The 23,362-nt window shown below is 43.1% G+C and carries 18 protein-coding genes and 1 riboswitch; of the genes, 16 read left to right on the top strand and 2 right to left on the bottom strand.

Features of this window, described 5'->3' with window-relative positions; genetic code table 11:
* The first annotated feature begins 17 nt into the window (after positions 1-17).
* The 13 genes from HNQ46_RS10995 (at position 18) to HNQ46_RS11055 (ending at position 17,779) form a co-directional block, all read left to right on the top strand.
* The gene (locus HNQ46_RS10995) at positions 18-1,778 is read left to right on the top strand and encodes a glycerophosphodiester phosphodiesterase (RefSeq protein ID WP_183684726.1); all 1,761 of its coding nucleotides are present in this window, start codon (positions 18-20) and stop codon (positions 1,776-1,778) included.
* An 846-nt stretch (positions 1,779-2,624) separates the two neighbouring features.
* The gene (locus HNQ46_RS11000) at positions 2,625-3,923 is read left to right on the top strand and encodes an L-cysteine desulfidase family protein (RefSeq protein WP_183684749.1); all 1,299 of its coding nucleotides are present in this window, start codon (positions 2,625-2,627) and stop codon (positions 3,921-3,923) included.
* 170 nt (positions 3,924-4,093) lie between these two features.
* Positions 4,094-5,314 carry a dicarboxylate/amino acid:cation symporter gene (locus tag HNQ46_RS11005; RefSeq protein ID WP_007157464.1) on the top strand — a complete coding sequence of 407 codons (1,221 nt, stop codon included), beginning with the start codon at positions 4,094-4,096 and terminating at the stop codon, positions 5,312-5,314.
* 384 nt (positions 5,315-5,698) lie between these two features.
* On the top strand, positions 5,699-6,913 hold the full coding sequence (locus tag HNQ46_RS11010) for an ATP-binding protein (protein WP_183684727.1): 1,215 nt from the start codon (positions 5,699-5,701) through the stop codon (positions 6,911-6,913).
* Between the two features lie 44 nt (positions 6,914-6,957).
* Positions 6,958-8,181: an MBL fold metallo-hydrolase gene (locus HNQ46_RS11015; RefSeq protein WP_183684728.1), complete on the top strand. Its 1,224-nt coding sequence runs from the start codon at positions 6,958-6,960 to the stop codon at positions 8,179-8,181.
* A gap of 38 nt (positions 8,182-8,219) precedes the next feature.
* Positions 8,220-9,629: a hypothetical protein gene (locus HNQ46_RS11020; RefSeq protein ID WP_183684729.1), complete on the top strand. Its 1,410-nt coding sequence runs from the start codon at positions 8,220-8,222 to the stop codon at positions 9,627-9,629.
* Positions 9,630-10,127: 498 nt separating this feature from the next.
* Complete coding sequence (locus HNQ46_RS11025; protein WP_040648880.1) at positions 10,128-10,625, top strand: QueT transporter family protein; 498 nt, start codon at positions 10,128-10,130, stop codon at positions 10,623-10,625.
* Between the two features lie 124 nt (positions 10,626-10,749).
* The gene (murC, locus tag HNQ46_RS11030; protein ID WP_007157456.1) at positions 10,750-12,150 is read left to right on the top strand and encodes a UDP-N-acetylmuramate--L-alanine ligase; all 1,401 of its coding nucleotides are present in this window, start codon (positions 10,750-10,752) and stop codon (positions 12,148-12,150) included.
* Between the two features lie 363 nt (positions 12,151-12,513).
* A complete protein-coding gene (locus HNQ46_RS11035; RefSeq protein ID WP_007157454.1) occupies positions 12,514-13,359 on the top strand; it encodes a DnaD domain-containing protein in 846 nt (281 codons plus the stop codon).
* A gap of 14 nt (positions 13,360-13,373) precedes the next feature.
* Complete coding sequence (locus HNQ46_RS11040) at positions 13,374-14,330, top strand: ATP-binding protein (protein ID WP_183684730.1); 957 nt, start codon at positions 13,374-13,376, stop codon at positions 14,328-14,330.
* A 294-nt stretch (positions 14,331-14,624) separates the two neighbouring features.
* Positions 14,625-15,851, top strand: a complete 1,227-nt coding sequence (locus HNQ46_RS11045; RefSeq protein ID WP_183684731.1) for a ribose-phosphate pyrophosphokinase — start codon at positions 14,625-14,627, stop codon at positions 15,849-15,851.
* On the top strand, positions 15,841-16,941 hold the full coding sequence (locus HNQ46_RS11050) for an acyltransferase family protein (RefSeq protein WP_183684732.1): 1,101 nt from the start codon (positions 15,841-15,843) through the stop codon (positions 16,939-16,941). Before HNQ46_RS11045 ends, HNQ46_RS11050 begins: the two co-directional genes overlap by 11 nt.
* 157 nt (positions 16,942-17,098) lie before the next feature.
* A riboswitch (TPP riboswitch) is annotated at positions 17,099-17,193 on the top strand.
* 34 nt (positions 17,194-17,227) lie between these two features.
* The gene (locus HNQ46_RS11055) at positions 17,228-17,779 is read left to right on the top strand and encodes an energy-coupled thiamine transporter ThiT (RefSeq protein ID WP_183684733.1); all 552 of its coding nucleotides are present in this window, start codon (positions 17,228-17,230) and stop codon (positions 17,777-17,779) included.
* A 235-nt stretch (positions 17,780-18,014) separates the two neighbouring features.
* Here the strand turns inward: HNQ46_RS11055 and HNQ46_RS11060 are convergent, their stop codons facing one another.
* Both HNQ46_RS11060 and HNQ46_RS11065 read right to left on the bottom strand, forming a co-directional pair.
* Positions 18,015-19,232: a cell wall-binding protein gene (locus tag HNQ46_RS11060; RefSeq protein WP_183684734.1), complete on the bottom strand. Its 1,218-nt coding sequence runs from the start codon at positions 19,230-19,232 to the stop codon at positions 18,015-18,017.
* Between the two features lie 138 nt (positions 19,233-19,370).
* Positions 19,371-20,294, bottom strand: a complete 924-nt coding sequence (locus HNQ46_RS11065; protein ID WP_183684735.1) for a class I SAM-dependent methyltransferase — start codon at positions 20,292-20,294, stop codon at positions 19,371-19,373.
* Between the two features lie 173 nt (positions 20,295-20,467).
* On the opposite strand from HNQ46_RS11065, the gene HNQ46_RS11070 reads away from it, so the two are divergent.
* The 3 genes from HNQ46_RS11070 (at position 20,468) to HNQ46_RS11080 (ending at position 23,361) form a co-directional block, all read left to right on the top strand.
* Positions 20,468-21,166, top strand: coding sequence for an RluA family pseudouridine synthase (locus HNQ46_RS11070; protein WP_243155926.1), 699 nt, complete (start codon positions 20,468-20,470; stop codon positions 21,164-21,166).
* Between the two features lie 64 nt (positions 21,167-21,230).
* A complete protein-coding gene (locus tag HNQ46_RS11075; protein WP_183684750.1) occupies positions 21,231-21,758 on the top strand; it encodes an RNHCP domain-containing protein in 528 nt (175 codons plus the stop codon).
* A gap of 190 nt (positions 21,759-21,948) precedes the next feature.
* On the top strand, positions 21,949-23,361 hold the full coding sequence (locus tag HNQ46_RS11080) for a 6-phosphofructokinase (RefSeq protein ID WP_183684736.1): 1,413 nt from the start codon (positions 21,949-21,951) through the stop codon (positions 23,359-23,361).
* Position 23,362 lies beyond the last annotated feature (1 nt).

Below are 23,362 nucleotides of genomic sequence, written 5' to 3' on the forward strand. Positions count from 1 at the left end.
ATTTTAGAAAGGAACTTATGGAAAAAAAAGAGGGCATGTGGAAACAGGTTTTTGGGACTTTGACATTTTGCAATCGCCATAAGTTCCTCTTTTTGTCTACCGCTATTTTTTTGCAGATTGCGACCTTTGTAGGGAAGGAGCTTTTGCAAATGCTTTTCCGTCTGGCTTTGGTGCTGGTAGACTTGCCCAATGTGGATCAGTACAATATTCGCTATTTCTTTACCAGCCCCAGAAGCCTCTTTATGGTTTTGCTTTTTGCTTTTCTTCTGGCCTTCTTTTTTTATGTGGAGGTCTTCACCCTGGTACAGGTGATTTTGGCGGCCAAGGAAGGGGTTCGGATTTCTTATCGAAAAATTCTTCGCACCTCTCTAATCCGACTGCGGGATTTCAGCTATGGAAATGTGCTGCTGTTCCTTCTTTATATTCTCTGCACCGTGCCGGTGGCGGGCTTTATTCTAAGCTCTTCCCTGACAGATTCCTTCCACATTCCGGATTTTATAACGGAAGAAGTGGGCAAAACTGTGGGAGGGCATATTGCTCTTTTTCTTCTGTTTTTCTTTTTCATGTACTTAAATATGCGTCTGGTTTATACTGTGCCTTTAATGGGCTTAAAGGCGCAGAAGTTTAACAAATCTGTGCGGGAAAGCTTTGCCTATACGAAAAAAGGCGGAATCAAATTGTTTCTGACTCTCTTTTTATATGAGTTTTTGCTGAGTTTGTTGGCCGCTCTTTTACTCTATCTGGCGGCTTTTCTCTTTACCCGCCTGGATCCAAAGGGAGAATTGGGCATCTTTCATTTTCTTTTCTTCCTGCTCTTTCGTTTTACCCGATTTTTCTTTGGAATTTTGTCAAAAATCGGCTTTCTTTCCCTCTTGGTAAATACTCTTCCGGTGGAAGGCTCCGAGGGGGAAAATGCTTTTCTTGCCGAGGAACAAAAGTATAGCAAAACCACCGTTTTCCTCCTACTGGCTTTATTTGTTTTTCACAGCACCATAGCGCTTATGGATTATATGGGACGGGAAGTTAATACGGATGCGAAAATCATTGCCCATAGAGGGCTGGTTTCTACCGGAGTAGAAAATACTATAGAGTCTTTAGAGGGGGCAAAGGCAGCAGGGGCTGATATGGTGGAGTTGGATATTCAGCTGACCAAGGATCGGGAATTTGTGGTAATGCATGATGTGGATCTTTCCCGACTTACCGGAATAGAAAAAAAGGTCTACGACTGTACCCTTTCGGAGCTCACCGCTATGACGGTGCATCAGGGGGAGTTTAGCGGAAAAATTCCAAGCCTTCGGGAATTTGTACAGCGGGCAAAGGAGCTGAATATGCCCCTTCTGATAGAGATTAAGCCTCATGGGAAGGAACCGGAGAATTTTTCGGAAATTCTTCTGGAGAAGCTGGAAGAATACGGGGTGGAGAAGACGAACCCCCTGATGTCTTTGGACATTTCCCTGATGGAGGGGATAGAAGAGACTGCTCCGGAATGGAAGACCGGGGTGGTGATTCCGGTGCAATTCGGAGATTTTGCCACGGAAAATGTGGACTTTTATGCGATTGAAGATTCCTCCTATAACGGCTACCTGATGGGAGAGGTGCAGGATATGGGGAAGGAAATTTATGTTTGGACCATCAATGAAGAAGACAAAATCATCAAATACCTGCAAAGTCCGGTGGACGGCATGATTACGGACGATCCTGAGGATGTGTTTAAGCTTCGAAAGGATATGCTGGAGGATAGAAGCTATTACGGTATGTATGAGCGCATGGCGGGGTAGGGGGCGCTGATGCAGTATAGGCGTGAAATCGAGCACGCTTCCGCTATGCTTGCCCTTGCAAAGTGAAGGACTGTACTCAATATGAGAAAGCGCTTTGATGAAGTATAGGTCTGTAATCGGGGCACGCTCCCGCTAACCTCGCCTTCGTAGCAGTACTAACTTCAAGCGTCGCCTTGGCTCGCTTTCAGTAAGTACTGACGGGCTCAGATTGCCCCCTATTACAGACCTATACTTCATCATTCGCTTTGGTTATTAGATTTCTACAGTCCTTCGCTTCGCAGGGGCTCTGTAGATACCGGCGGGCTCAGATTGCTCTCTTTCATGTCTATACTGCAATCGCTTCAGCTATTTGATTTCTATAGTCCTTCGCTTTGCAGGGCCTCCATAGGTTCCGGCGAGCTCAGATTGCTCTCTTTCATGCCTATACTGCATCATTCGCTTTGGTTATTAGATTTCTACAGTTCTTCACTTTGCCGGGGCTCTGTAAGTACCGGCGGGCTCAGCTTGCCCCTATTACAGGCCTATATTGCATCAGAGCGGCTTTCTCATATTGAATATGGTTCTCACTGGTGATGTTTGTGAGGGCGTACTTCTATGCACTTATATATTGCATAAAAATCTTGTAATATTTATAGAATCACTATACAAATCATATAAAAGTTATGTTAAAAAATCGTCAAAATCCGCCTAGTGCTTTTTAATCGCATTACTGATATGATTAGAGTAAATCTAAATAAGAATAGGAAGATTTCGGGGTTTTACTTTGAAAGACAATCTTCACGCTTACTATGGGAAGGAAGGTTTAGTTAAAAAGTCCTGTCAGACATATTTTAGGAGGTGCTATTGGTGGAAGAGAGCTTGATGAAGAATTATACGGAGATTTTACAGAATGAGCTGGTGCCGGCCATGGGCTGTACGGAACCCATTGCCATTGCCTATGCCGCAGCGGCAGCAAGGAAGCTTCTGGGAGAAGAGGTCAAGGAGATAAAGCTTTGCTGCTCCGGAAACATTATTAAGAATGTAAAGGCGGTTACTGTGCCTAATTCCGGAGGACAGAAGGGAATGCAGGCAGCGGCAATCTTGGGTGTACTTGGCGGTGATCCTGACTTAAAGCTGGAAGTATTATCTACTGTTACGGATGAAGACCGGGAGAAGTGCAGAAAGCTGGTGGATACCGGTTTTTGCAAGGTCAGCTTTCAGGAGGAAGGCCCCAAGCTTTACATTGCGGTAGAGCTTCTGTCCGAAAACCATAAGGTAAAACTGGAGATTGCAAACCAGCACAGTAACATCATTTACATGGAAAAGGATGGAGAGGTTCTTTACAAAGAGGGAGAAGAGGATAAGCAGGATGTGATTTCCACAGGAGGAGACCGGAGTCTGATGTCTCTTCAGGGTATTTTGGACTATGCCAATGCAGTGGATTTATCCTTGGTAAGACCGTCTTTACAGAGACAGGTGGAGATGAACCTGGCGATTTCCCAAGAGGGCTTGGACAATCCCTGGGGGGCCAGTGTGGGAAAGACGATTTTGGAGACCTGGGGCTCCGATGTACGGGCTTGTGCATGCGCCAGAGCGGCAGCAGGATCTGATGCCAGAATGAGCGGTTGCCCTCTTCCGGTGGTGATTAACTCCGGCTCCGGCAATCAGGGTATTACCGTAAGTATGCCGGTGGTGGAATATGCGAAAGCCCTTTCCATTTCCGAAGAGAAGATGTACAGAGCCTTGATTGTCAGCAATTTGGTGTCCGTTTACATTAAGCACTATATCGGTGCTCTTTCCGCCTTCTGCGGAGCGGTTAGTGCCTCCTGCGGTGCGGGTGCCGGTATTACCTACCTTTGCGGAGGAAATTATCAGAAGATCGGCCGTACCATCAGCAACACCTTGGGCAATGTGGGAGGCATTGTCTGTGACGGTGCCAAGCCCAGCTGTGCGGCGAAGATTGCATCTTCCGTTCATGCGGCGATTTTAGCTCATCACATGAGTATGAAGGATCAGGGCTTCCATGGGGGAGAAGGCATCGTGGAAGAGGATGTGGAGAAGACCATCCGCAATATGGGCTATATCGGAAAGGTGGGTATGCAATCCACCGACAGAGAAATTTTGAAGGTAATGACCGATCAGGTGGATGTGAATTCCTGTGTGTAGGAATTTTTGGCGTCCTGACCGGGGGGACGGAACTGCGTAAACCGGCAAAGCTTAAGAAATAGATTGAAATATGTCTCGAGACATGGCTTAAGAAATAGCCGGAGAATAGACTGAGAAATGTCTTGAAATTGAGCTTGAAAATTTACAACAAAATAAGAAGGAGAAAAAGTATGGAAAAACAAGGATTTATTCATAGTCTGCCCTTTAAGCTTTTGGTGGCATTGGCTGTGGGCATTTGCTTAGGACTGGCTTTAAGCGGAATGGATAATGGTGTATCCCATGCCATTTTGAACATTGTGGTAACTGTAAAGTATATCGCGGCACAGTTTATCAGCTTCTGTGTACCGCTGATTATCATTGGCTTTATCGCACCCTCCATCACAAGACTGGGAAACAATGCTTCTCGTATGCTGATAGTGGCTTTATTCATTGCCTATGTATCCTCTATCGGAGCGGCATTTTTTGCTACATTTTCCGGATACACCATCTTACCCCACTTAAACATCAACCCGGATGTGGATGGTTTAAAGGAGCTTCCTGAGGTAGTCTTCCAGCTGTCCATTCCTCAGATTATGCCGGTAATGTCTGCTCTTTTCTTCTCTGTATTGGTGGGACTTGCGGCAGCTTGGAACAATTCCAAGATTATTACCCAGGCATTGGAAGAGTTCCAGAACATCGTTTTATCCATCGTAACCAAGTTCGTTATTCCGGTACTGCCTCTTTTAATCGGTACCACCTTCTGCACCTTGGCTTACGAAGGAACCATTACCAAGCAGTTACCCATCTTCTTAATCATTATCATTATCGTAATGATCGGACATTACATTTGGCTGACTCTTCTTTACTCCATTGCAGGAGCGTATTCCAAGAAGAATCCCATGAACATTGTAAAGCACTATGGTCCTGCTTATATGACAGCCGTAGGAACCATGTCTTCCGCAGCAACCCTTTCCGTAGCTTTGGAGTGTGCAAGAAAGTCTGAGCCAACCATCCGTGAGGATATGGTGGACTTCGGAATCCCTCTTTTCGCCAATATCCACCTTTGCGGCTCCGTTATGACCGAGACCTTCTTCGTTATGGCGGTATCCAAGATGCTCTACAATGAGTTCCCTTCCGTAGAGAAGATGATTCTTTTCTGCCTCTTACTGGGCGTATTCGCTATCGGCGCTCCCGGTGTTCCCGGTGGAACCGTTATGGCCTCCTTGGGACTGATCACCGGTGTCCTTGGCTTTGATGAGACAGGAACTGCTCTGATGCTGACCATCTTCGCATTACAGGATTCCTTCGGAACCGCTTGTAACGTAACCGGAGACGGTGCATTGGCACTGATTCTTACCGGATATGCAGAGAAGCACGGGATTCACCCACAGAAGTTAGAGTCTGTATTGTAATGGCTTGTACTTTGGATGTATGTTTAGGTGAGAAAAAGTATCTAAAGAATCCTATAAACCATGATAGAAGATAAAAAATCTATCTATGGATAAATGGAAAATGCTGGAACCTATGATTAATAGCGAAAGCTAAGTGTATGGAAAAGAGACAGTTTAGGCTGTCTCTTTTTGCTACACAGAGATAAACTTTTATAAATAATATAGTTTTTTAGTATAGAGAAGTAAAAAATATATAATATATAGAAGTTTTTCTGTATGCTTGTGATATAATACGAAATGATAGAACAAAGTAAAATGATAGAACAACCCAAGTTGAGAGAATTGCATAGGGATAGTTTAGAAAAAGTATGGGTAAATAAAGCAAACAAAGGAGTTAAGGATAGTATGGAAAAACAAAATAGAATTGAGCGTCCTCAATATTTACAGGAGCTGGGCAAATATCGAGATACTCCTTTGGTAAAGATTTTGGTAGGAATTCGGCGTTGTGGGAAATCCACCATCTTAGAAATGCTAAAGGAAGAGCTGATTCGGAGCGGAATTTCGGAGGAACATATCATTAGCCTGCGTTATACCTCGGAAGAGTTGGAAGAGGGAATGAGCAGTAAGGAAATGTATCAGGGGATAAAGCGGTTAATGCAGGATCAAGACCGCTATTATCTTCTGCTGGATGAGGTGCAGGAAGTGACAGGCTGGGAAAAGGCGATAAACAGTCTTTTAGAGGAGGCAAACACCGACATTTATGTGACGGGCTCCAATTCCAAGCTGATGTCCGGAGAGATTTCCGACTATTTAACGGGGCGATATATTTCCATTCCGGTTTACACCCTGTCTTTTTCCGAGTATTTACGTTTCAAGGAAGGAGATTCCCGCTCTAAAAAGGAGCTCTTGCAGGAATATATTCGTATGGGGGGCTTTCCTATCGTGGCCCGCAGCAATTTTGAAGAACGCTCCGCCTATCAGATTGTGGAAGGAATCTATAATTCCGTCATTAACAGTGACATTACCAGGCGGTACAAGATTGTAAACCTGGATTTGTTTCAGCGTGTGGTTAAATTTGTGGTGGAAAATGTAGGAAAAACCTTTTCCGCCAATGCCATCGCCAAGTTTCTGAAAAGTGAGGGGCGTTCCCTTTCCATTGAATCCATATACAACTACTTAAGCTATCTGGAAAAAGCCTTCGTGATTTATCGTTGCCCCCGATATGATTTACAGGGGAAGTCTGTCCTGAAAACACAGGAAAAATTTTATCTGGCAGACTCTTCCTTAAAGTATTGTATGATGGGCTTTAATCCCAAGTCCGTTGCTTCCATGCTGGAAAACCTTGTGTACTTTGAGTTGAAAAGAAGAGGATATGAGGTCTATATCGGGAAAAATGAGATGAAGGAGATTGATTTTGTGGCGGTTCGGCGGGATGAGAGAATCTATGTACAGGTCTGCCGGAATCTTCCGGAGGAATCGGATCGAGAACTTGCGAATCTTTTGGAGCTTAAGGACCATTACCCGAAGTATGTGGTGACACTGGATGACTTGGCAGGGGGAAATGTGAATGGGGTAAAGCTTGTGCACATGGCGGATTTTCTCTTGAATCAGGAGTATTAAGTTCTGTTATAAACGGTTTTAAAATCTTAGAATAGGTAAAAGTCATGAAGAGGGAAATAGAAGTATATAATGCACATTTTGGCGATTGTATTGTTATTAGAGAAATAGAAGAAAAGAGTAATCTCCTCGTTGATTTTGGCATTCATTATAATTCAGTAATTAACTACGAGCCACATGGTAAAAATCGGGAAGTTTTAACTACACATATAGCAGAGGACATTGCTAGACGTTATTCACACTGTAAACTAAGCTTATTAATTACTCACTTCCATGAGGATCATGTCAGTGGATTAATTTATATGTATAAAAGCGAGGATAAAAGATATGAAAATTTATTTTCTAAAATTTATATAGCTAATATGTGGAACAATCCTTTCGCTATTGCTATGTCTTTTTTAGAGCAATTAATTTTAAGTCATGAGTGTAAAAATGGGAAATTACCAAGGACGGACAATTCACTTTTGGATTTAGTAGAATTTCTCTGTGTTAATATCTCTAATGTTCATCTTTTAAGCAGAGGAGAAAAATTTGAGAATGATAAATACATCACATTATGGCCCATGAAAGATGACAGTAAAAATGATGGCGAAGACTACTTTAATAAAATTAAAAAAGAATTTAATTTATCTGAAAAATTTGAAAAAAGACTAATCTATTTATCTAGAAATGTCTGTAATTTAGCTAGTGAATGTACGTCTATGCGTGAAAATTATGATTCAGGTATGGTGAGTTATGTAGAAAAGAACATAGAAAGAATGCAAGGAGACTATTTTTACTTACAAAATGAAAGTCATAATTTGTTCAGACACTTTAAGGAAGAATGGTTATCAGATAAAATAATAAAACTAAATGAATTTAATCATAAGTATAATATAGTGTTCCAAAATACTCAATCTGATGGACATAATATACTCTTTACAGGTGATATGGAACGTTCACAAATGAAATATCTTGAAGAACATTCGGATATAACTCTACATAAGTGTTATAAGTATATTAAAATTCCTCATCATGGTACAAAGAAACATGGAATTGACTTTTCAAAATATAGTCCGAAAAATATAATTATAACCAATGGACAGGTTGGTATGAATAGTAATGACTCCTATAAAATTGATACTATATATGGAGATTTAAATGCACGACATGTCTGTACAAATTCAAATAATTGTAAAAATTGTAAATATAAATGCAAAGTGCCTTCGACGATTTGCAGAAATAAAGACAGTAGAATTTTAGTATTTAGTAAATTATATAAGAAAATATAATGATGAAAAAATAAAATAACAGATACTTAGGAGGAATTTTGAATATACCAAAGAGAATTGTGGGAAATTTAGAGTTAAAAGGCGAAAAATACTCCTTCGAGTTGGATAAGAAGTCCTTTGAGCTTAAACTTTATCATTTAACCACAGAGGATGTATGTACAAAGTTTTTTGAAGCATTTAAAACTTTAAACTTAAAAGTAAGAGAAAATAAATGGATAGATAGAATAACTATTCAAGGAGTAACTTCTGAGAGGTATTTAGTATACTTTGGAACCATAGATAATCCAGAAAGCTATAATGGATATTATACGTATAGAGTCGATTGGTATTACTTAACAGATGAAGATTCTGAAATGGTTGATGAGATGAGATTCTATAGTCATGAAATTAATTACTTTTTTAATCCGACCAGAAGTTTTGAGAAGAATATTACTTATAATACAGAGGAAGATGTGACATTACAATCATTTAGCATTCACTCTGTTGATTGTGATGCGTTAAAGTGTGGGAGTTATATTGATAATAATATTCAAGTTAATATTACTTGTGACTCGAATTCGATTTTGCATTATGAATCCCCAACTCCCTTAGAGTCAGAGTCATGTTTAAAGTTACAGTTTTCTGAGGCAATTAATATTGGGAAAGTGGTATACAATGCCAGGATTGTGCACAATTTTTTAAAATATGTTTGTTATCGCAGTAACATTCGATTTTCTAATATCTCTGTATATACAACCAGCGATGAAGGGAAACAACGAAATTGTGGAAAACTTGTATTTAGATATCAGGGTGATGAAGAAAAAAGCGAAATATGCAGAAAGAGAATTATCAGAGCTGAATATTTAAATGAACGAATAGCTGATATTATGAAAGCAATAAATGATAATGAAATACATTTAGACTATTGCTGCGATTCTTTAAAGGCTTTATCGTACTACTCTATCAATAGGGTTATAATGATACTAGCAACATTTGAAAGAGAGTATAGAAATATATATGGGTATGATGTAAGAAGGTCTGTAAATTATAAATGTATTAAGGAAAATGTGATTCAAATTATTGAAAAGTATGCAGAAAATTTAAGTGGAAAAAACAAAAAGTATGCAAAAAGTTTTGCTAAAAGAATAAAAGATTATGACGTAAGTTATGGAGATAATGTTAAGTTTGCATTTGAAGATTGCAGAGAAATAATGGATGTATTTATAAAGAAATGTTTTGATGAATCTTATGAAGAGGCAGTGGAGGGAATATCTGAGAGCATCAATAAATTAAGAAATGGAATAGCACATAGTAGATTAGATATGGAGATAGAGCCTAGACATATTACAGACATAAAGCTTATAGAGGAAATGTTATATGTAATCAGATTAAAAAAACTAGGTATTGAAGTGTCTGTTATTCAAAAAGTAATAAATGAATTATTTGGAGTTGGAATTATTATAAAATAATTAAGTTATAATTCTTATAGTGATTTTATAGGGGTGGTCTGAGCTTGATACTTGCGAAAGACCGGCGAAGTGAAGGACTGCAAAAAATCAATAATTGAAGCGATTGATGCAGTGTGAACCTATAATAGGGGCAATCTGAGCCCGTCAGTACTTACTGAAAGCAAGCAAAGCGAAGCTTGAAGTTAGTACTGTTACGAAGGCGAGGTTAGCGGGAGCGTGCCCCGATTATAGGTTCACACTGCATCAGAGCGCCTTCTAATAATGAGTGCAGTCCTTCACCGCGCAGGGCGAAGCTAGCGAGAGCGTGCCCCAAATTTAGACCTATATTGCTTAGAAAACTATTTTGATTTTTTACAGCTCCTATTTTTGTACTTTTTTTCTATCACGAAAATAAAAACTATGAAGAACGTCGATTTTATGCTAAAATCTCACGGATTGTAACTATTTACCCGTGTGTTCGAGACCTTCCACACGCTAAACAAAACTAAAGGAGAATTTATGCATTTTCAAGATCAAAAAACCAAGATGATAACCCAGGCGGCGTTGATTGCTGCTGTGTATGTGGCGTTGGTGCTGATTTTTAAGCCCATCAGCTTCGGGGCGATTCAGTTCCGTATTGCGGAAGCCCTTTGTATTTTGCCATTTTTCAGCTTTGCGGCTGTACCGGGCTTGGCAGTGGGCTGTCTTTTAGGAAACTTCTTTTCCGGAGCGGCCATGCCGGATGTTATCTTCGGAACCTTGGCTACCCTGATTGCTGCAATTTTAAGCTATCAGCTTCGGAACAAGAATAAGTTCCTGGTATGCGTTCCGCCCATACTGGCCAATGCCATCATTGTGCCCTTCGTTTTACAGTATGCTTATGGGGTACCGGACAGCTATCCCTTCCTCTTTGCTACCGTGGGACTGGGAGAGGTCATTGCGGTAGGTGTTTTGGGAAATGTATTGCTTTTGGCTTTAGAAGGTCGGAAGGAAGTGCTTTTCGGCGCAGGAGTTTAACAGAAAAGCCGGTATTTTGCCGGAGGAAAAGTTTCTCCTTGGTAAGATAGAGAAGTTATGGTATAGGACGGAAGTAGAGAGCTCAACAACTAAGCAGTAGTAAGGAAATGCTTTAGGAGGAAATATGTACGATATTCATTTTGACAAACCACTTTGGGTGCACTTTATCGGAATAGGGGGTATCTCCATGAGCGGCCTGGCGGAAATTCTGCTGGATCGTCATTTTACCGTAACCGGATCGGATGCCAAAACTTCTCCTCTGACAGAGCACCTGGAAAGCTTGGGAATCAAGGTCTTTGTTCCCCAAAGCCGTCAAAATATTCAGGATGGGGTGGAGCTTTGTGTGTATACCGCCGCTATCTCCGAGGACAATGAGGAGTTTCAGGAGGTAAAGCGCAGAGGCATCCCCATGATGACTCGTGCAGATCTTCTGGGACGCATTATGCAAAATTATGCTACGGCGATCAATGTGGCCGGTACCCACGGAAAAACCACCACCACCTCCATGATCGGTGAGATTCTTATGGAGGCGGCAAAGGATCCTACTATTACGGTGGGGGGGATGATGAAGGATATCGGGGGAAATCTTCGGGTAGGACAATCCGACATTTTCCTGGCAGAGGCCTGTGAGTACACCAACTCCTTCCACTCCTTCTTCCCCAGCATTGCGGTGATTTTAAATGTGGAAGCAGACCATCTGGACTTTTTCAAGGATATTAATGAGATTCGGGATTCCTTCAAGACCTTTATCGAAAGATTGCCGGAGGATGGCCTTGTGGTCATCAACAAGGATATTCCTCATTATGAGTATTTCTTAGAGGATTTGGGCGGACGGAAGATAATTACCTTCGGTCATGGGGACGCGGATTATACGGCGAATTTTATTTCTTATGACCATTATGCAAGACCCAGCTTTACCCTCTTTGAGCACGGAGAGGATAGAGGCAAGGTGACACTTTCCGTTACCGGAGAGCACAATATCTACAATTCCCTGTCTGCCATTGCGGTGGCAAGATATTTGGGGATTTCCTTTGAGGATATCAAGGAGGCTCTGCATCGTTTTTCCGGAACGGATCGTCGTTTCCAGCGAAAGGGAAAGATTAACGGCTTTACCATTATTGATGACTATGCCCACCATCCGCAGGAGATTGCGGCAACCATTGCGGCGGCACAGAAGTATCCTCATAGAAAGCTGTGGATTGTTTTTCAGCCCCATACCTATTCCAGAACGAAGGCTTTAATGGAGGACTTTGCGGGAGCTTTGGCCCAGGCGGATGAGATTATTCTGGCAGACATTTACGCCGCCAGGGAGAAAAATACCGTAGGCATCAGTTCGGATGATTTGCGGAAGCTAATGCTTTCTCAAAACACCAATGTGTACTATATTCCGGATTTTCCATCCATTGAGAAGTATATTTTAGAGCATGTGAAGGAGGGAGACCTTTTAATCACCATGGGTGCGGGAAATATCGTAGACGTGGGAGAGGATTTGCTTTCTTTGGAAGGTGCGGAGAGAGAAGAATAGAATTTTTTGAAGAAGGTTTTTCATCGTGGAAGAAAAGGAATTTTTTCTTTTCCCAAATGGTGGAAACCTTCTTTTTTATCTTCTTCAAGCCGGGGGAGTTGGGGGAAAGAAAATTATTTTCTTCTTTCCTGATTTTCCGGAAATCCACCTAAGAATTGTGGATAACCGGAGGGAAAATCCTTCAAAAAAGGATAGATAAACCCAGTAAAATCAAGCTTTTAAAGAAAATAAAAAAAGAAACCCACATTATCCACATTGCTGTGGATAAGTCCTGTGGATAAACTTGTGGAGTAGTCTTCTTGAACTGAAAAAGCTCCTATGTTATGATTTGCTCACCGACGACTTAGGGGAGAAAGGGAAGAGATGGAGATACAGTTTCAAGAGGGAATCCAGGCGGAGATTACTTGTGTTCCGAATGCATTTATAGACGAATATGTAGCCGAAGCCAATGGAGATTATGTGAAGGTGTATCTGTATTTGCTTCGCCATCAAAAAGAAAAGCTAAAGGGCAAGGAAATCGGTGAGGCCCTTTGCTTAACTGACCAGGACGTGAAAAGAGCCATCCTTTTTTGGGAGAAAAAGGGGGTATTAAAAGAGGGAACGGCCAGAGCTTTGGAGCGGGAATTGCAGTCGGAAGAGGCGGCTCTTCTTTCCGAGGAAAAGCTGTCTCAGAAAGAGAGGCTGAGCCGTATGGAAAGGACTTCTTTTTTTGATGAGCAAAAACAGGAAATGGACGGAAAAAAGCGGGAAATCGATGAGGAAGAATTTGGCGGCATTTTGTTTGTAGCCAAGCATTTGATGCCTGTGGTAACGCCTTCCCATGTGCAGCTTTTTGAATATATGTATCAGTCTCTGGAAATGGATGCGGAGCTGATTGAATTTTTCTTAGACTACTGTTGCAGCCTGCAAAAGACCAACTGCCGCTATATGCAGAAGGTGGCGGTGGACTGGCACGAGTTGGGCATTCGAGATGTTCGGGCAGCCAGAGAGCATGTGAAGAATTTTGATATGGCGAAGGGCATGAAGGCAGGAAACGGAGACGGAAAGACCGGCGGAAATACATTTTCTTCGAAAGGAAAGGGCGGAAGCTCCTCCGGAGAGAAGAAGGGCAATCGTTTCCTGAATTTCAGTCAGGAAGAGGTAGACTATGATTCTTTGGCTAAGCAGAAGGCCTTAGAACGACTTGGACAGTTTCATACCGCTAAGTAGAGAAGAGGCAAAGCATGGCACTGAGTAACGGACAGGTTCAGGAGATACAGAGGATACTTTCAGAAAGACAGCTGGAAGCCCATAGAAGATATTTAGAGAAAAGGGAAGAGATATTCCGTAAGCTTCCGGAACTGGAAGAGCTGGAGGAGAAGGTTAGAGCCTTCTCTTTATCCGTTGCCGGAGAAATGCAGCAGGGAAAGCGTGAGGGATTCCTTCGACTCAAGGAAGAAATCGGAAAGCTGCATAAAGAAAAGAAAGCTCTTTTGGAAGGCGTGGGTTATAAGATACAGGATTTAGAGGAAGAAGAGCATTTTTGTCCCCTTTGTCAGGATACCGGATATGTGGACGGGAAGAAATGCCAATGCTTTTTAAAGCTACAGGGAGAGCTTCTGTACCGACAGTCCCGTATGGGGGCGGTGCTGGAACGGGAGAACTTCTCCAAGTTCCAGTTGGAGCGCTTCGACAATATAGAGAAGCTGGGCCAGTGCGGAAACAAAACCCTGCGGGAATATATTAAGGAGATTCGGGACTATCTGATAAACTACTGCGAAGAATACCCGAAAAATAACCGCAGCATTTTATTTACCGGAAGTACCGGAACCGGAAAAACCTATTTTCTTCACTCCATAGCCAAGGCCCTGTTGGATAGAGGCGTAAGTGTATTGTACTTTACTGCCACAGGACTCTTTGAGTATTTTTCCAAAAGGATGCGAGAAGAAGATACGGAAGACTACATCGAAGAGGTGGATGTGATTCTGATAGATGACTTGGGAACGGAGTTTTCCAACAGCTTCACCACCTCCCGCTTTTTCGCCCTGCTGAATCAACGGATATTGGACCGAAAAACCATGCTGATATCTACAAATTTGAATTTTAAGGAACTTAGGGAGATGTATTCCGACAGAGTGGTGTCCCGCTTTATGTCCGACTACGAAATCATTCCTTTATATGGGAAAGACCAGAGACTCTAAGAAGAAAGAAATCAAACTTGCAGGATACTGCCAGATTGTAAGGAAAGAAAAATGCGAAGCATTTTCCCTGTTCTCTACCGGAGGCGCCTCTGAAATATTTATATTTCAAGAGCGGCTTCGGCAGAGAATAGGGAGTCAAACTTGCAAAGCAAGTTTGATTTCTTTCCGTCGCCCCTCCCCTAAAATCTCTTCGACAAAAGTTTTTTCCTAAAAGCAAAAAAGAGCATAGACTTTTTCTTTGCTTTCCTGTATTTTTAATCCGTAAGTGTCTATATATTTGGAAGGAGAATAGTCATGGCTGATTCCAGAACTTCACAGTTCATTGAGCGTATTCCGGTAGGACCTTTGGCTTTGATGCCGCTGAAGTCCATTGAGCCCTTGGGAAAGAAGGTAAACGATTACTTGGTTACCTGGAGAACCAAGAGAGAAAGTGAGCATAAGGAAACTCTTGCTTTTTCAGGGTATCAGAAATCGGATTACATTGTTCCCACAAGAATTTCCCGATTCGGAACAGGAGAGGCAAAGGGAGAAATCCTGGAGTCCGTACGAGGCGTGGACATTTACTTGATGGTGGATGTGATGAACTACTCCATGACCTATTCCATTTTCGGCCATGTGAATCACATGTCTCCGGATGACCACTATGCGGATTTAAAGAGACTGATTGCGGCAACAACAGGAAAGGCTAAGCGAATCAACGTCATTATGCCCTTCATGTATGAGTCCAGACAGCATAAGAGATCCGGAAGAGAGTCCTTAGACTGCGCTATGATGCTGCAGGAGCTTCATGAAATGGGCGTGGAGAATTTTTTAACCTTCGATGCCCACGATCCCAGAGTCATGAATGCCATTCCCAGAGACTCCTTTGACAATGTTTCCTGCACCTACCAGTTCGTTAAGGCACTTCTGATGAATGTAAATGATTTGGACATTGATAAGGATCATATGATGATTATTTCCCCGGATGAGGGCGGAATGAATCGTGCCATTTATTATGCCAATGTCTTAGGCTTAGATATGGGTATGTTCTATAAGAGAAGAGACTACACCCAGGTGGTGAACGGACGGAACCCTATCGTGGCTCATGAATTCTTGGGAACGGATGTGGAAGGAAAGGACGTTATCATCATCGATGATATGATTTCCTCCGGAGAGTCTTTAATCGATACAGCCAAGGCATTAAAGGACAGAAAGGCAAAGCGAGTTTATGCTTGCTGTACCTTCGGCTTATTTACCAACGGTCTTAACAAGTTCGATGAAGCCTATGCAGCCGGAATTCTTGCGGGAGTTTTGACCACAGACCTGATTTATCAGCCGGAAGAGCTGCTAAAGAGAGAATGGTATATCAATGTAAGCATGGCGAAGTATATTGCCCTGCTCATTGATAATATGAACCATGACATTTCCATTTCCTCTATCTTGGATCCGGTGGGCAGAATCAATAAGAGAGTTTCTGAATATAAGGAAGCCAGAGCTTCCCAGACAGAGCAGTTTAGCTTAGAGTTGGAAGATGATATGTAAAGAAAAGAGAGGCTTGGAAACAAGCCTTCTTTCTATATTTCCCCAATATAGTTTTTTATTATCCCTTTTGGTGGTTTTTGTTCATAGCACCCATTTTTCCGTGGAAGAGTTGCAGAGCGTAGCAAGGCTACCCTTTTTTGAGAGCTCTTTTTTGGAAAAATGGGAGTTTTTCTTTTCGGAATTCTTAGGGCAGGTAGCGGTTCCCGGATTTTTCTTTGTCAGTGGCTACCTGTTTTTCCGGAATTTGCAGAGCCTTTCCCAATGGAGAGAGAAGCTTGGAAAACGCTTTTTTTCCTATGTCCTTCCCTATCTTTTCTGGAATACCGGAATGACTATCCTTTATCTTTTATTTCAAAAGGCAGACTTTAGTATTCACGGGATTTTTGAGGGGATATTTCTTTATCGCTATCAGCCGGTGTTTTGGTATTTTTTTCAGCTGATTCTTCTGACCTACGCCTGTCCATTCTTTGCCTTAGGTCTTTCTCTGTTTCGAAAATGTTTTTCTTCGAAGCTGGGGAACCTGCTTTTTGGCGTTTTTCCCCTATTCTTTCTTGGCTTGGTGTATTTTCGCCTGGATATACCCTATCTCAATGAGGATGCGGCTTTTTACTATAGCTTTGGTGCTTATTTGGCATTGCTTGGTTTTGGCTTTTCCGGGGAGGGGAAGAGTGTATCTTATGAAAATACGAAGGAGAAATCTGCATTTTTCCTCTTTCTCCTCCTGCTCCCAGCCCTTCTTTGCTATGGCTATACAATCTTGGGAAAGACCATCGGGCTTTTGCTTTTGACAACGGTTTTGTATCGCATCAGTACCGCGCTTTTCCTGCTTCTTCTTTGCCAAAGGGGCTTTTTTGCCTTTGGAAAAAAGTATGCGGACCATAATTTTTATCTTTATGCAGTGCATTATCTTTTTTTGCGACTTTGGTTTATGCTGCAAAAGCATTTTTTTCCGGAAGCGGGGGAGGCTTTGCTCTTTTGCTTTTATAGTTTGAGCCCAATTTACTGTCTGCTTTTATCCCAAGCTACAGCTTATCTTCTTCAAAAGTATGCGAATCCTTTATGGAGATTTTTAAATGGAGGAAGAGCTTAGTAGTATTTCGAGAGCCGAAATATTTAAAGAATAGAGCTGTTATGGCTCTATAGGAAAGGGATGCTTTGGATCTATAGGAAAAAGAAGCTTTTAGAATTTTTTATGAAATAGCAAAAATCCTTTAACTTGACGAACCATCCTATTCGGACTAAACTGATACTGTTGCTAGGGGCGCTGTATGCTGAGAGGTGAAAACCAACCCTTTAACCTGACCTGGATAATGCCAGCGTAGGGAAGCTATAGTGAGCCCTCCATTGTCCTTTGGACAGCATAGGAGGATTTTTTTATGCATAATAATACTAAGAAGATTGCTTTGTCCGGAGTTTGCGTAGCTATGTCTTTGGTACTGGGAATGATTAATCTTTTTTCATTGCCTATGGGAGGATCTGTTACCGCCTGCTCTATGCTTTTTGCCACATTGCCGGGATTTTTCTTCGGCGGCACCTACGGATTCCTGTCCGGTTTGGCCTATGGAGCTCTGAGCTTTATTTTGAAGCCCTATTTCTATAGTCCTGCCCAGTTTATTACGGATTATGTTTTAGCCTTTACCGCCTTAGGCTTATCCGGTTTATTTTCCCAAAAGAAACATGGCCTTTTTATCGGCTATATTGTGGCTTGTCTGGGACGCTTTTTCTTCGCCTTCTTATCCGGCGTACTGTTCTTTGCTTCTTATGCCCCGGAAGGCATGAATCCCATTTGGTATTCCTTCAGCTATAATATCAGCTATATTTCCGTGGAAATGGTTCTTACCCTTGGGGTACTTTTGGTTCCCGCGGTACACAAAGGCCTGTATCGGATGAAGGGACAGCTTCTTTCCGAAGGAGCTTATGCTCGATAGGCTTACGAGTCTGAATTTAAACTTATAAAAGGAACTGTAAAAATCAAAAAGATTTTCTACGCAATATAGGTCTGAAATTGGGGCACGCTCTCGCTAGCTTCGCCACGAAGCGGATACTAAGCGAAAAACTGCGATTCTCTTGTTTTTCGCAAGTACCGTCGGGCTCAGACTGCCCCTCATTCAGACCTATATTGCCGAAAATTTTTATTTTTTGATTTTACAGTTCCTTTTTCTTTTAATCCAGATCGGTAACCTTCGGGGATTGAAGCTCTACGCTGTCCAGTCCCTCATCCAAGGTAATCACACCGCTGGCATTGACAGACCACTTATTGCCGTTTCCGTCACGGTATTTGGTCTTATTCTTCATGACTCTGCCGGACTCGTTCACTACGTAACTTCTGTTTTGTCCGGGAAGGGTGACCTTCTGATAACGGGAGCCCTGATCCGCCTTTTGGAGACGTCCGTTAAAGTACAGGTAATCCTGTTTAATGCCGGTGATTCCTCGACCGTTTTGATCAAAGAAACAGGTGATGTTGTCTCCGTCTCCGTCCACCAGATTCATTCTTCCGGTTTTTACGGAACAGTCCGCCTTGTTGGCTCCACAATAGTAGTAGCCTTCAGGAGCATTGGAAGCAGTGCGTCCCTTCTGGATGCCGTAAACGGGATTGCCCTTTTCATTGAAAAGATAGCGCTTATCATTGATTCTCTGGACTTCGTACACCCCTTCGTTTCCGGCTGCGGGATGGCCATTATTCTTAAAATAGAACCATTCCACATCCCCAGAGGAAAGCTTGCTGCTGTTTCCTTCAGGACCTACGGTGGAGTACCAGGTGCCGCTTAAACGCTGTCCCATCTTGAATTTATTATCGTTTTTCTCTGCGAAAAATACATAACCGGCAATTTCCGGATTGGCATCATTTACCTCTGCCCAACCGGTAACCATGATACCGTTTTCATCAAATCCGTAGGAGGAATTGTCCAAGGTCTTTACCGCAACATGACCGTCCTTGGAGCGAAGCTTTTCTCCGGTGCTTTGATTAAAATAGAACCAGTAGTTTCCGTTATTTCCCTTTCGATTTTCGTCGGCGGTAACGCCGGAGGGAAGGGGAAGCTGTTTCCAGCCGGTAATCATCTTTCCGGTACTGGGGTCGCAGTAATAATTATCATCATTTACCCAACCGGTCTGCATAATGCCGTTTCCGTCAAAATAGTAGAAGGAATCCTGTAATTTCAGCCAGCCGTCCTGCTTAAGGCTTCCGTCTCCTGTGGCATAATACCAAATGGTCTGGCCGTTCTGATTGATTTTAATCCAGGAGTTTTGCACCACAGAACCGTTATCATTTTGATAAACCTGCTGTCCTCTGCTGTTTACATTCCAGCCGGCTGCGAAAGCGGTGCCGGAAAAAAGGCCGATTCCTGCAAGAAGCAGGAAGGGTAGGGTTCTCTTCTTCATTTTGTCCTCCAAATCTCTATAGACAATCCTTAAAGGATGGTAAAAATATATTATTTCAGCTTCTCTTTATAATACTATCTTTTTCTCATAGGAAAAACAACGAATTTTTCCTAACGAAAAGGACAAAAAGCTTACGGTTTAAGAACGTTCTTCCCCTTGAAACCATCTGGCGGAACAACCGCAGGGCAGTACCTGATTGCTTTCTGCAATGGGCAAGCCTACTTCCTGGGAATCCACGATGCCTCCACGGCTTTTTTGAATCAAATCCTTCAGCATATAGGCCATAACCCCCGGCTGTAATCCGGTGGTGTAGGAATTTAAGAGGAAAAAGAGGGCGTCCTTTTTCAAAATCTTTTCGCTCAGCTGTAAAAAAGGATAGATGCTGTCTTCGATTTTCCAGATTTCTCCTTTGGGACCTCTGCCGTAGGAAGGGGGATCCATGATGATGCCGTCGTACTGATTGCCTCTTCGGATTTCCCGCTCCACAAATTTCACACAGTCATCCACCAGATAGCGGATGGGGGCGGAAGCCAGACTGGAAAGTTCGGCATTTTCCTTGGCCCATTGCACCATACCCTTGGAAGCATCCACATGGGTCAGCTCTGCTCCGGCCTTTGCCGCGGCCAAGGTGGCTCCTCCCGTATAGGCAAAAAGGTTTAAAACTTTGATGGGGGTTTTATCGCCTCTTTCCAGTCTTCTCTTTTTTTCTTTTGCAATCTTTTCGGAAAACCAGTCCCAGTTGGCAGCCTGCTCCGGGAACAGTCCGGTGTGCTTAAAAGCAAAGGGCTTTAAATGGAAGGCAAGGCTCTGCTCCGGATTTCCGTTCAGCCCATAGGAAATCTTCCACTGCTTGGGCAGGTCGAAAAATTCCCAGTCTCCTCCTCCGGCCTTGGAACGGTGGTAGTGGCCGTTACATTTTTTCCACAGAGGATTTTTCTTAGGATTTTGCCAAATGACCTGAGGGTCCGGTCTACGCAAAATATACTTTCCCCAACGCTCTAATTTTTCTCCGGAAGAGCTGTCCAAAACGGCATAATCCACCCAATTCTTTGCTAGAAACATTTTTCCTCCTTAAAAGCCCGACAAACTGGCATTTATCCTAGCATTCTTTTAGGAAAATGACAAGAAATGCCGGAAAAAGAAAAGAATCCCCAGACCGCCCTTTTCGGATAGAAAATTTATGTTAAAATAGGGGACGGTACAGACCGGATAGGGAAAATTCCCGAGGAGGAAGCTTGATTATCGAAGAAACAAAAGACTACCTGGTGTTTTATAAGGAAGCAGGGCTGGATAGCGAAAAGGATGCTCCTAAGGACTGCCTTCCCATCCACCGCCTGGATAAGGTGGCTTCCGGTCTTTTATTGTATGGGAAAAATAAGGAGGCTGCGGCGGCTTTGTCCAAGCAGCTGACAGAGAAAAAAATCAAAAAACGTTATCATATCGTGGTACCCAAGGGAGAAGAGGGAAAAGCTTTACCGGAGGAGGGATGCTTTCAGGACTATCTCTATAAGGACAACAAAAAACAGAAGTGTTTTCCGGTGAAAAGCCTTCGAAAGGGCGTAAAGGAAGCCATTCTCCGCTATAAGATTTTGGAGGAAAATGGGGAATGGATGCTTCTGGATGTGGAGCTGGAAACCGGCCGTTTTCACCAGATTCGCGCTCAGTTTGCCGGTCGGGGTTTTCCTCTTTACGGAGACGGAAAGTACGGTTCCCGGCAGAAAGGGACAGTGGGCTTACATTGCTATCAGCTCTCCTTTTTGGATTTGAAAACGGGAGAGGAAAGACAGTATGAAATAAAAAATCCTGAAGGAGAGCCTTGGAGCATTTTTGAAAGCGCTATGGAGCCCAAAAGCTCTACAGAGTCTAAAAGAGCTACGGAGCCCAAAAGTTCTGTTGACCGGCATGAAAACTCTGTTGACAAGCCGGAAGAGTAAAATGTTATGGCAAAAACACAAGGTGGAAAAGTTTGAGGCTGAAGGGAAAAAGAAAGTAGGAGTCATGCAAAACGGAGATATGCCTTTAAAAAAGAAAAAGAAGCCGGTGGCTTCCCGAAGAAATCCGGGGGAAGAACAGAGGAAGGATGCGGATGAGCAGAGGGATACCGAGTCACGGAAGGAAATCGGCTTGGGTAAGGATGGGAAGTCAAGCTCCATCGATTATCGTTTCACTCCTTGCTTGGAAAGCTTTCGTTGTGCCCACTGCGGAAAGGAAATTCATCCTGAGGGAGCAGGTTCTCAGCATAGAAATCATTGTCCCCACTGCCTGTATAGCCTCCATGTGGATGAAGAGCCGGGAGATCGGAAAGCTACTTGTCATGGGCAAATGGAGCCCATCGGCGTAATCTCCAAGGGAGACGGGGATTGGAGCATTCTACACCTTTGTAAGTCCTGCGGAAAGCTCTCTTTAAACCGTGCTTTGGCGGATGATAATCCTCTGCTTTTAATGCAGCTTGCGGTGAAGCCATTGTCTTCTCCCCCCTTTCCCATGTCCTTCCTGTCTCACTTTTTGGAAGAAAAGGGAAAGTAGGGCAAATGCCCATAAAGCTTAACATAGAGCAGTGAAGTAAAGAGAATCAGAATAAAGAATAGCGTAGTAAAGAATAGCGTGGTAAAGATAAGTGTAGTAAAGATAAGTGTAGTAAAGCAAAGAGAAGTAAAGAGTGGTATAGCCAAGAACGGTATAGGTGAGATGAGGCTTAAAGTAGAATAGGAGTAGTATGAAAAAGAATCTTTTGGTGGCTCAGTCCGGCGGACCTACTGCGGTAATCAATGCCAGTCTTTCCGGGGTAATCTGGAAGGCTATGCAGGAGGAAAAGATCGATAAAATCTATGGGGCACAGCATGGCATTGCCGGCGTGTTTTCAGAGGAATTTGTGGAGCTGAAGGCCTGCGCCGAAAAGCAGATGGAAGAGCGTTTTCCGAAAAAAGAGGAAGAAAGTATCCTCCTTTCTCCTTTTGGAGACTTTCTTTTGGAAAAAGGAAGCACAAGGCAGGAGGCGGCGTTTTTTTCCAGACTGGCTCAGACCCCTGCGGCGGCTCTTGGTTCCTGTCGTCTAAAATTAAAAAATCCTCAGGAAGACCCAAGAGAGTTTCAGGAGCTCTTATCCGTTTTTAAGGCGTGGAATATAGGCTATTTTCTCTATATCGGAGGAAATGATTCCATGGATACCGCCTGGAAGCTGTCCGCCTACTGCAAGGAACAGGGGGAGGACATCGTGGTGGTGGGGGTACCCAAAACCATAGATAACGACTTGGAAGGAATCGACCATTGTCCCGGCTTCGGTTCCTCCGCTAAGTATATTGCAGCCTCTCTGTTGGAGCTGGAGCGGGAGTGTCTGGTTTATGATACCAAATATGTAATGATTGTGGAAATGATGGGAAGAAATGCAGGCTGGCTTACCGCCGCCGCAGCTCTTTCCGCAGAAAAAGGAAGTATTCCTTACCTTATTTATCTGGAGGAGCAGAGCTTTTCCAAGGAGCAGTTCCAAAAGGACGTGGAGAAAGCTCTTCAGCAGTCCGACCAGGTGATGGTAGCAGTTTCGGAGGGCATTAAGGACAGTAACGGAAAATTCCTTTATACCTACGGTCGAGAGGAAGGGAACAAAGATGCCTTTGGCCACAGCATTGCCGGAGGAGCGGGAGCGGTACTGGAGCAGATGATTTTAGAGAAAATGTCGGTGAAAACCAGAAGCATCGAGTTTAATCTCTTACAGCGCTGTGCAGGGCATTTGCTTTCGAAAACCGATGTGGAAGAGTCCTTCTTACTGGGGGCTCAGGCTGTAGAGCTGGCGGTTTTGGGAGAAAACGGGAAAATGTCGTCTCTTCGGAGAATATCCTCCGAACAGAACTCTTCTGAGAAGTCTCCCGAACAGAAGGATTCGGAGAATTCCAATACCGGGAAATCCCCTAAAGCGGGAATCGGATATGCTGTAGAATATTCTGCAGTTCCTCTTTCTGCAGTGGCCAATCGGGAGAAAAAAATTCCTTTATCTTGGATCGGAAAGGACGGACACAGTCTGGAAGAGGAGGCCTTAGCCTATCTTCGCCCCTTGATTTTAGGAGAATACAGCTGTGATTTCGTGGATGGGCTTCCCCAATATATTTCTTTTTTTGAGAAGTCCGGAAAATAAA

It is taken from the genome of Oribacterium sinus, assembly GCF_014202695.1.
Taxonomy (GTDB): Bacteria; Bacillota; Clostridia; order Lachnospirales; family Lachnospiraceae; genus Oribacterium; species Oribacterium sinus.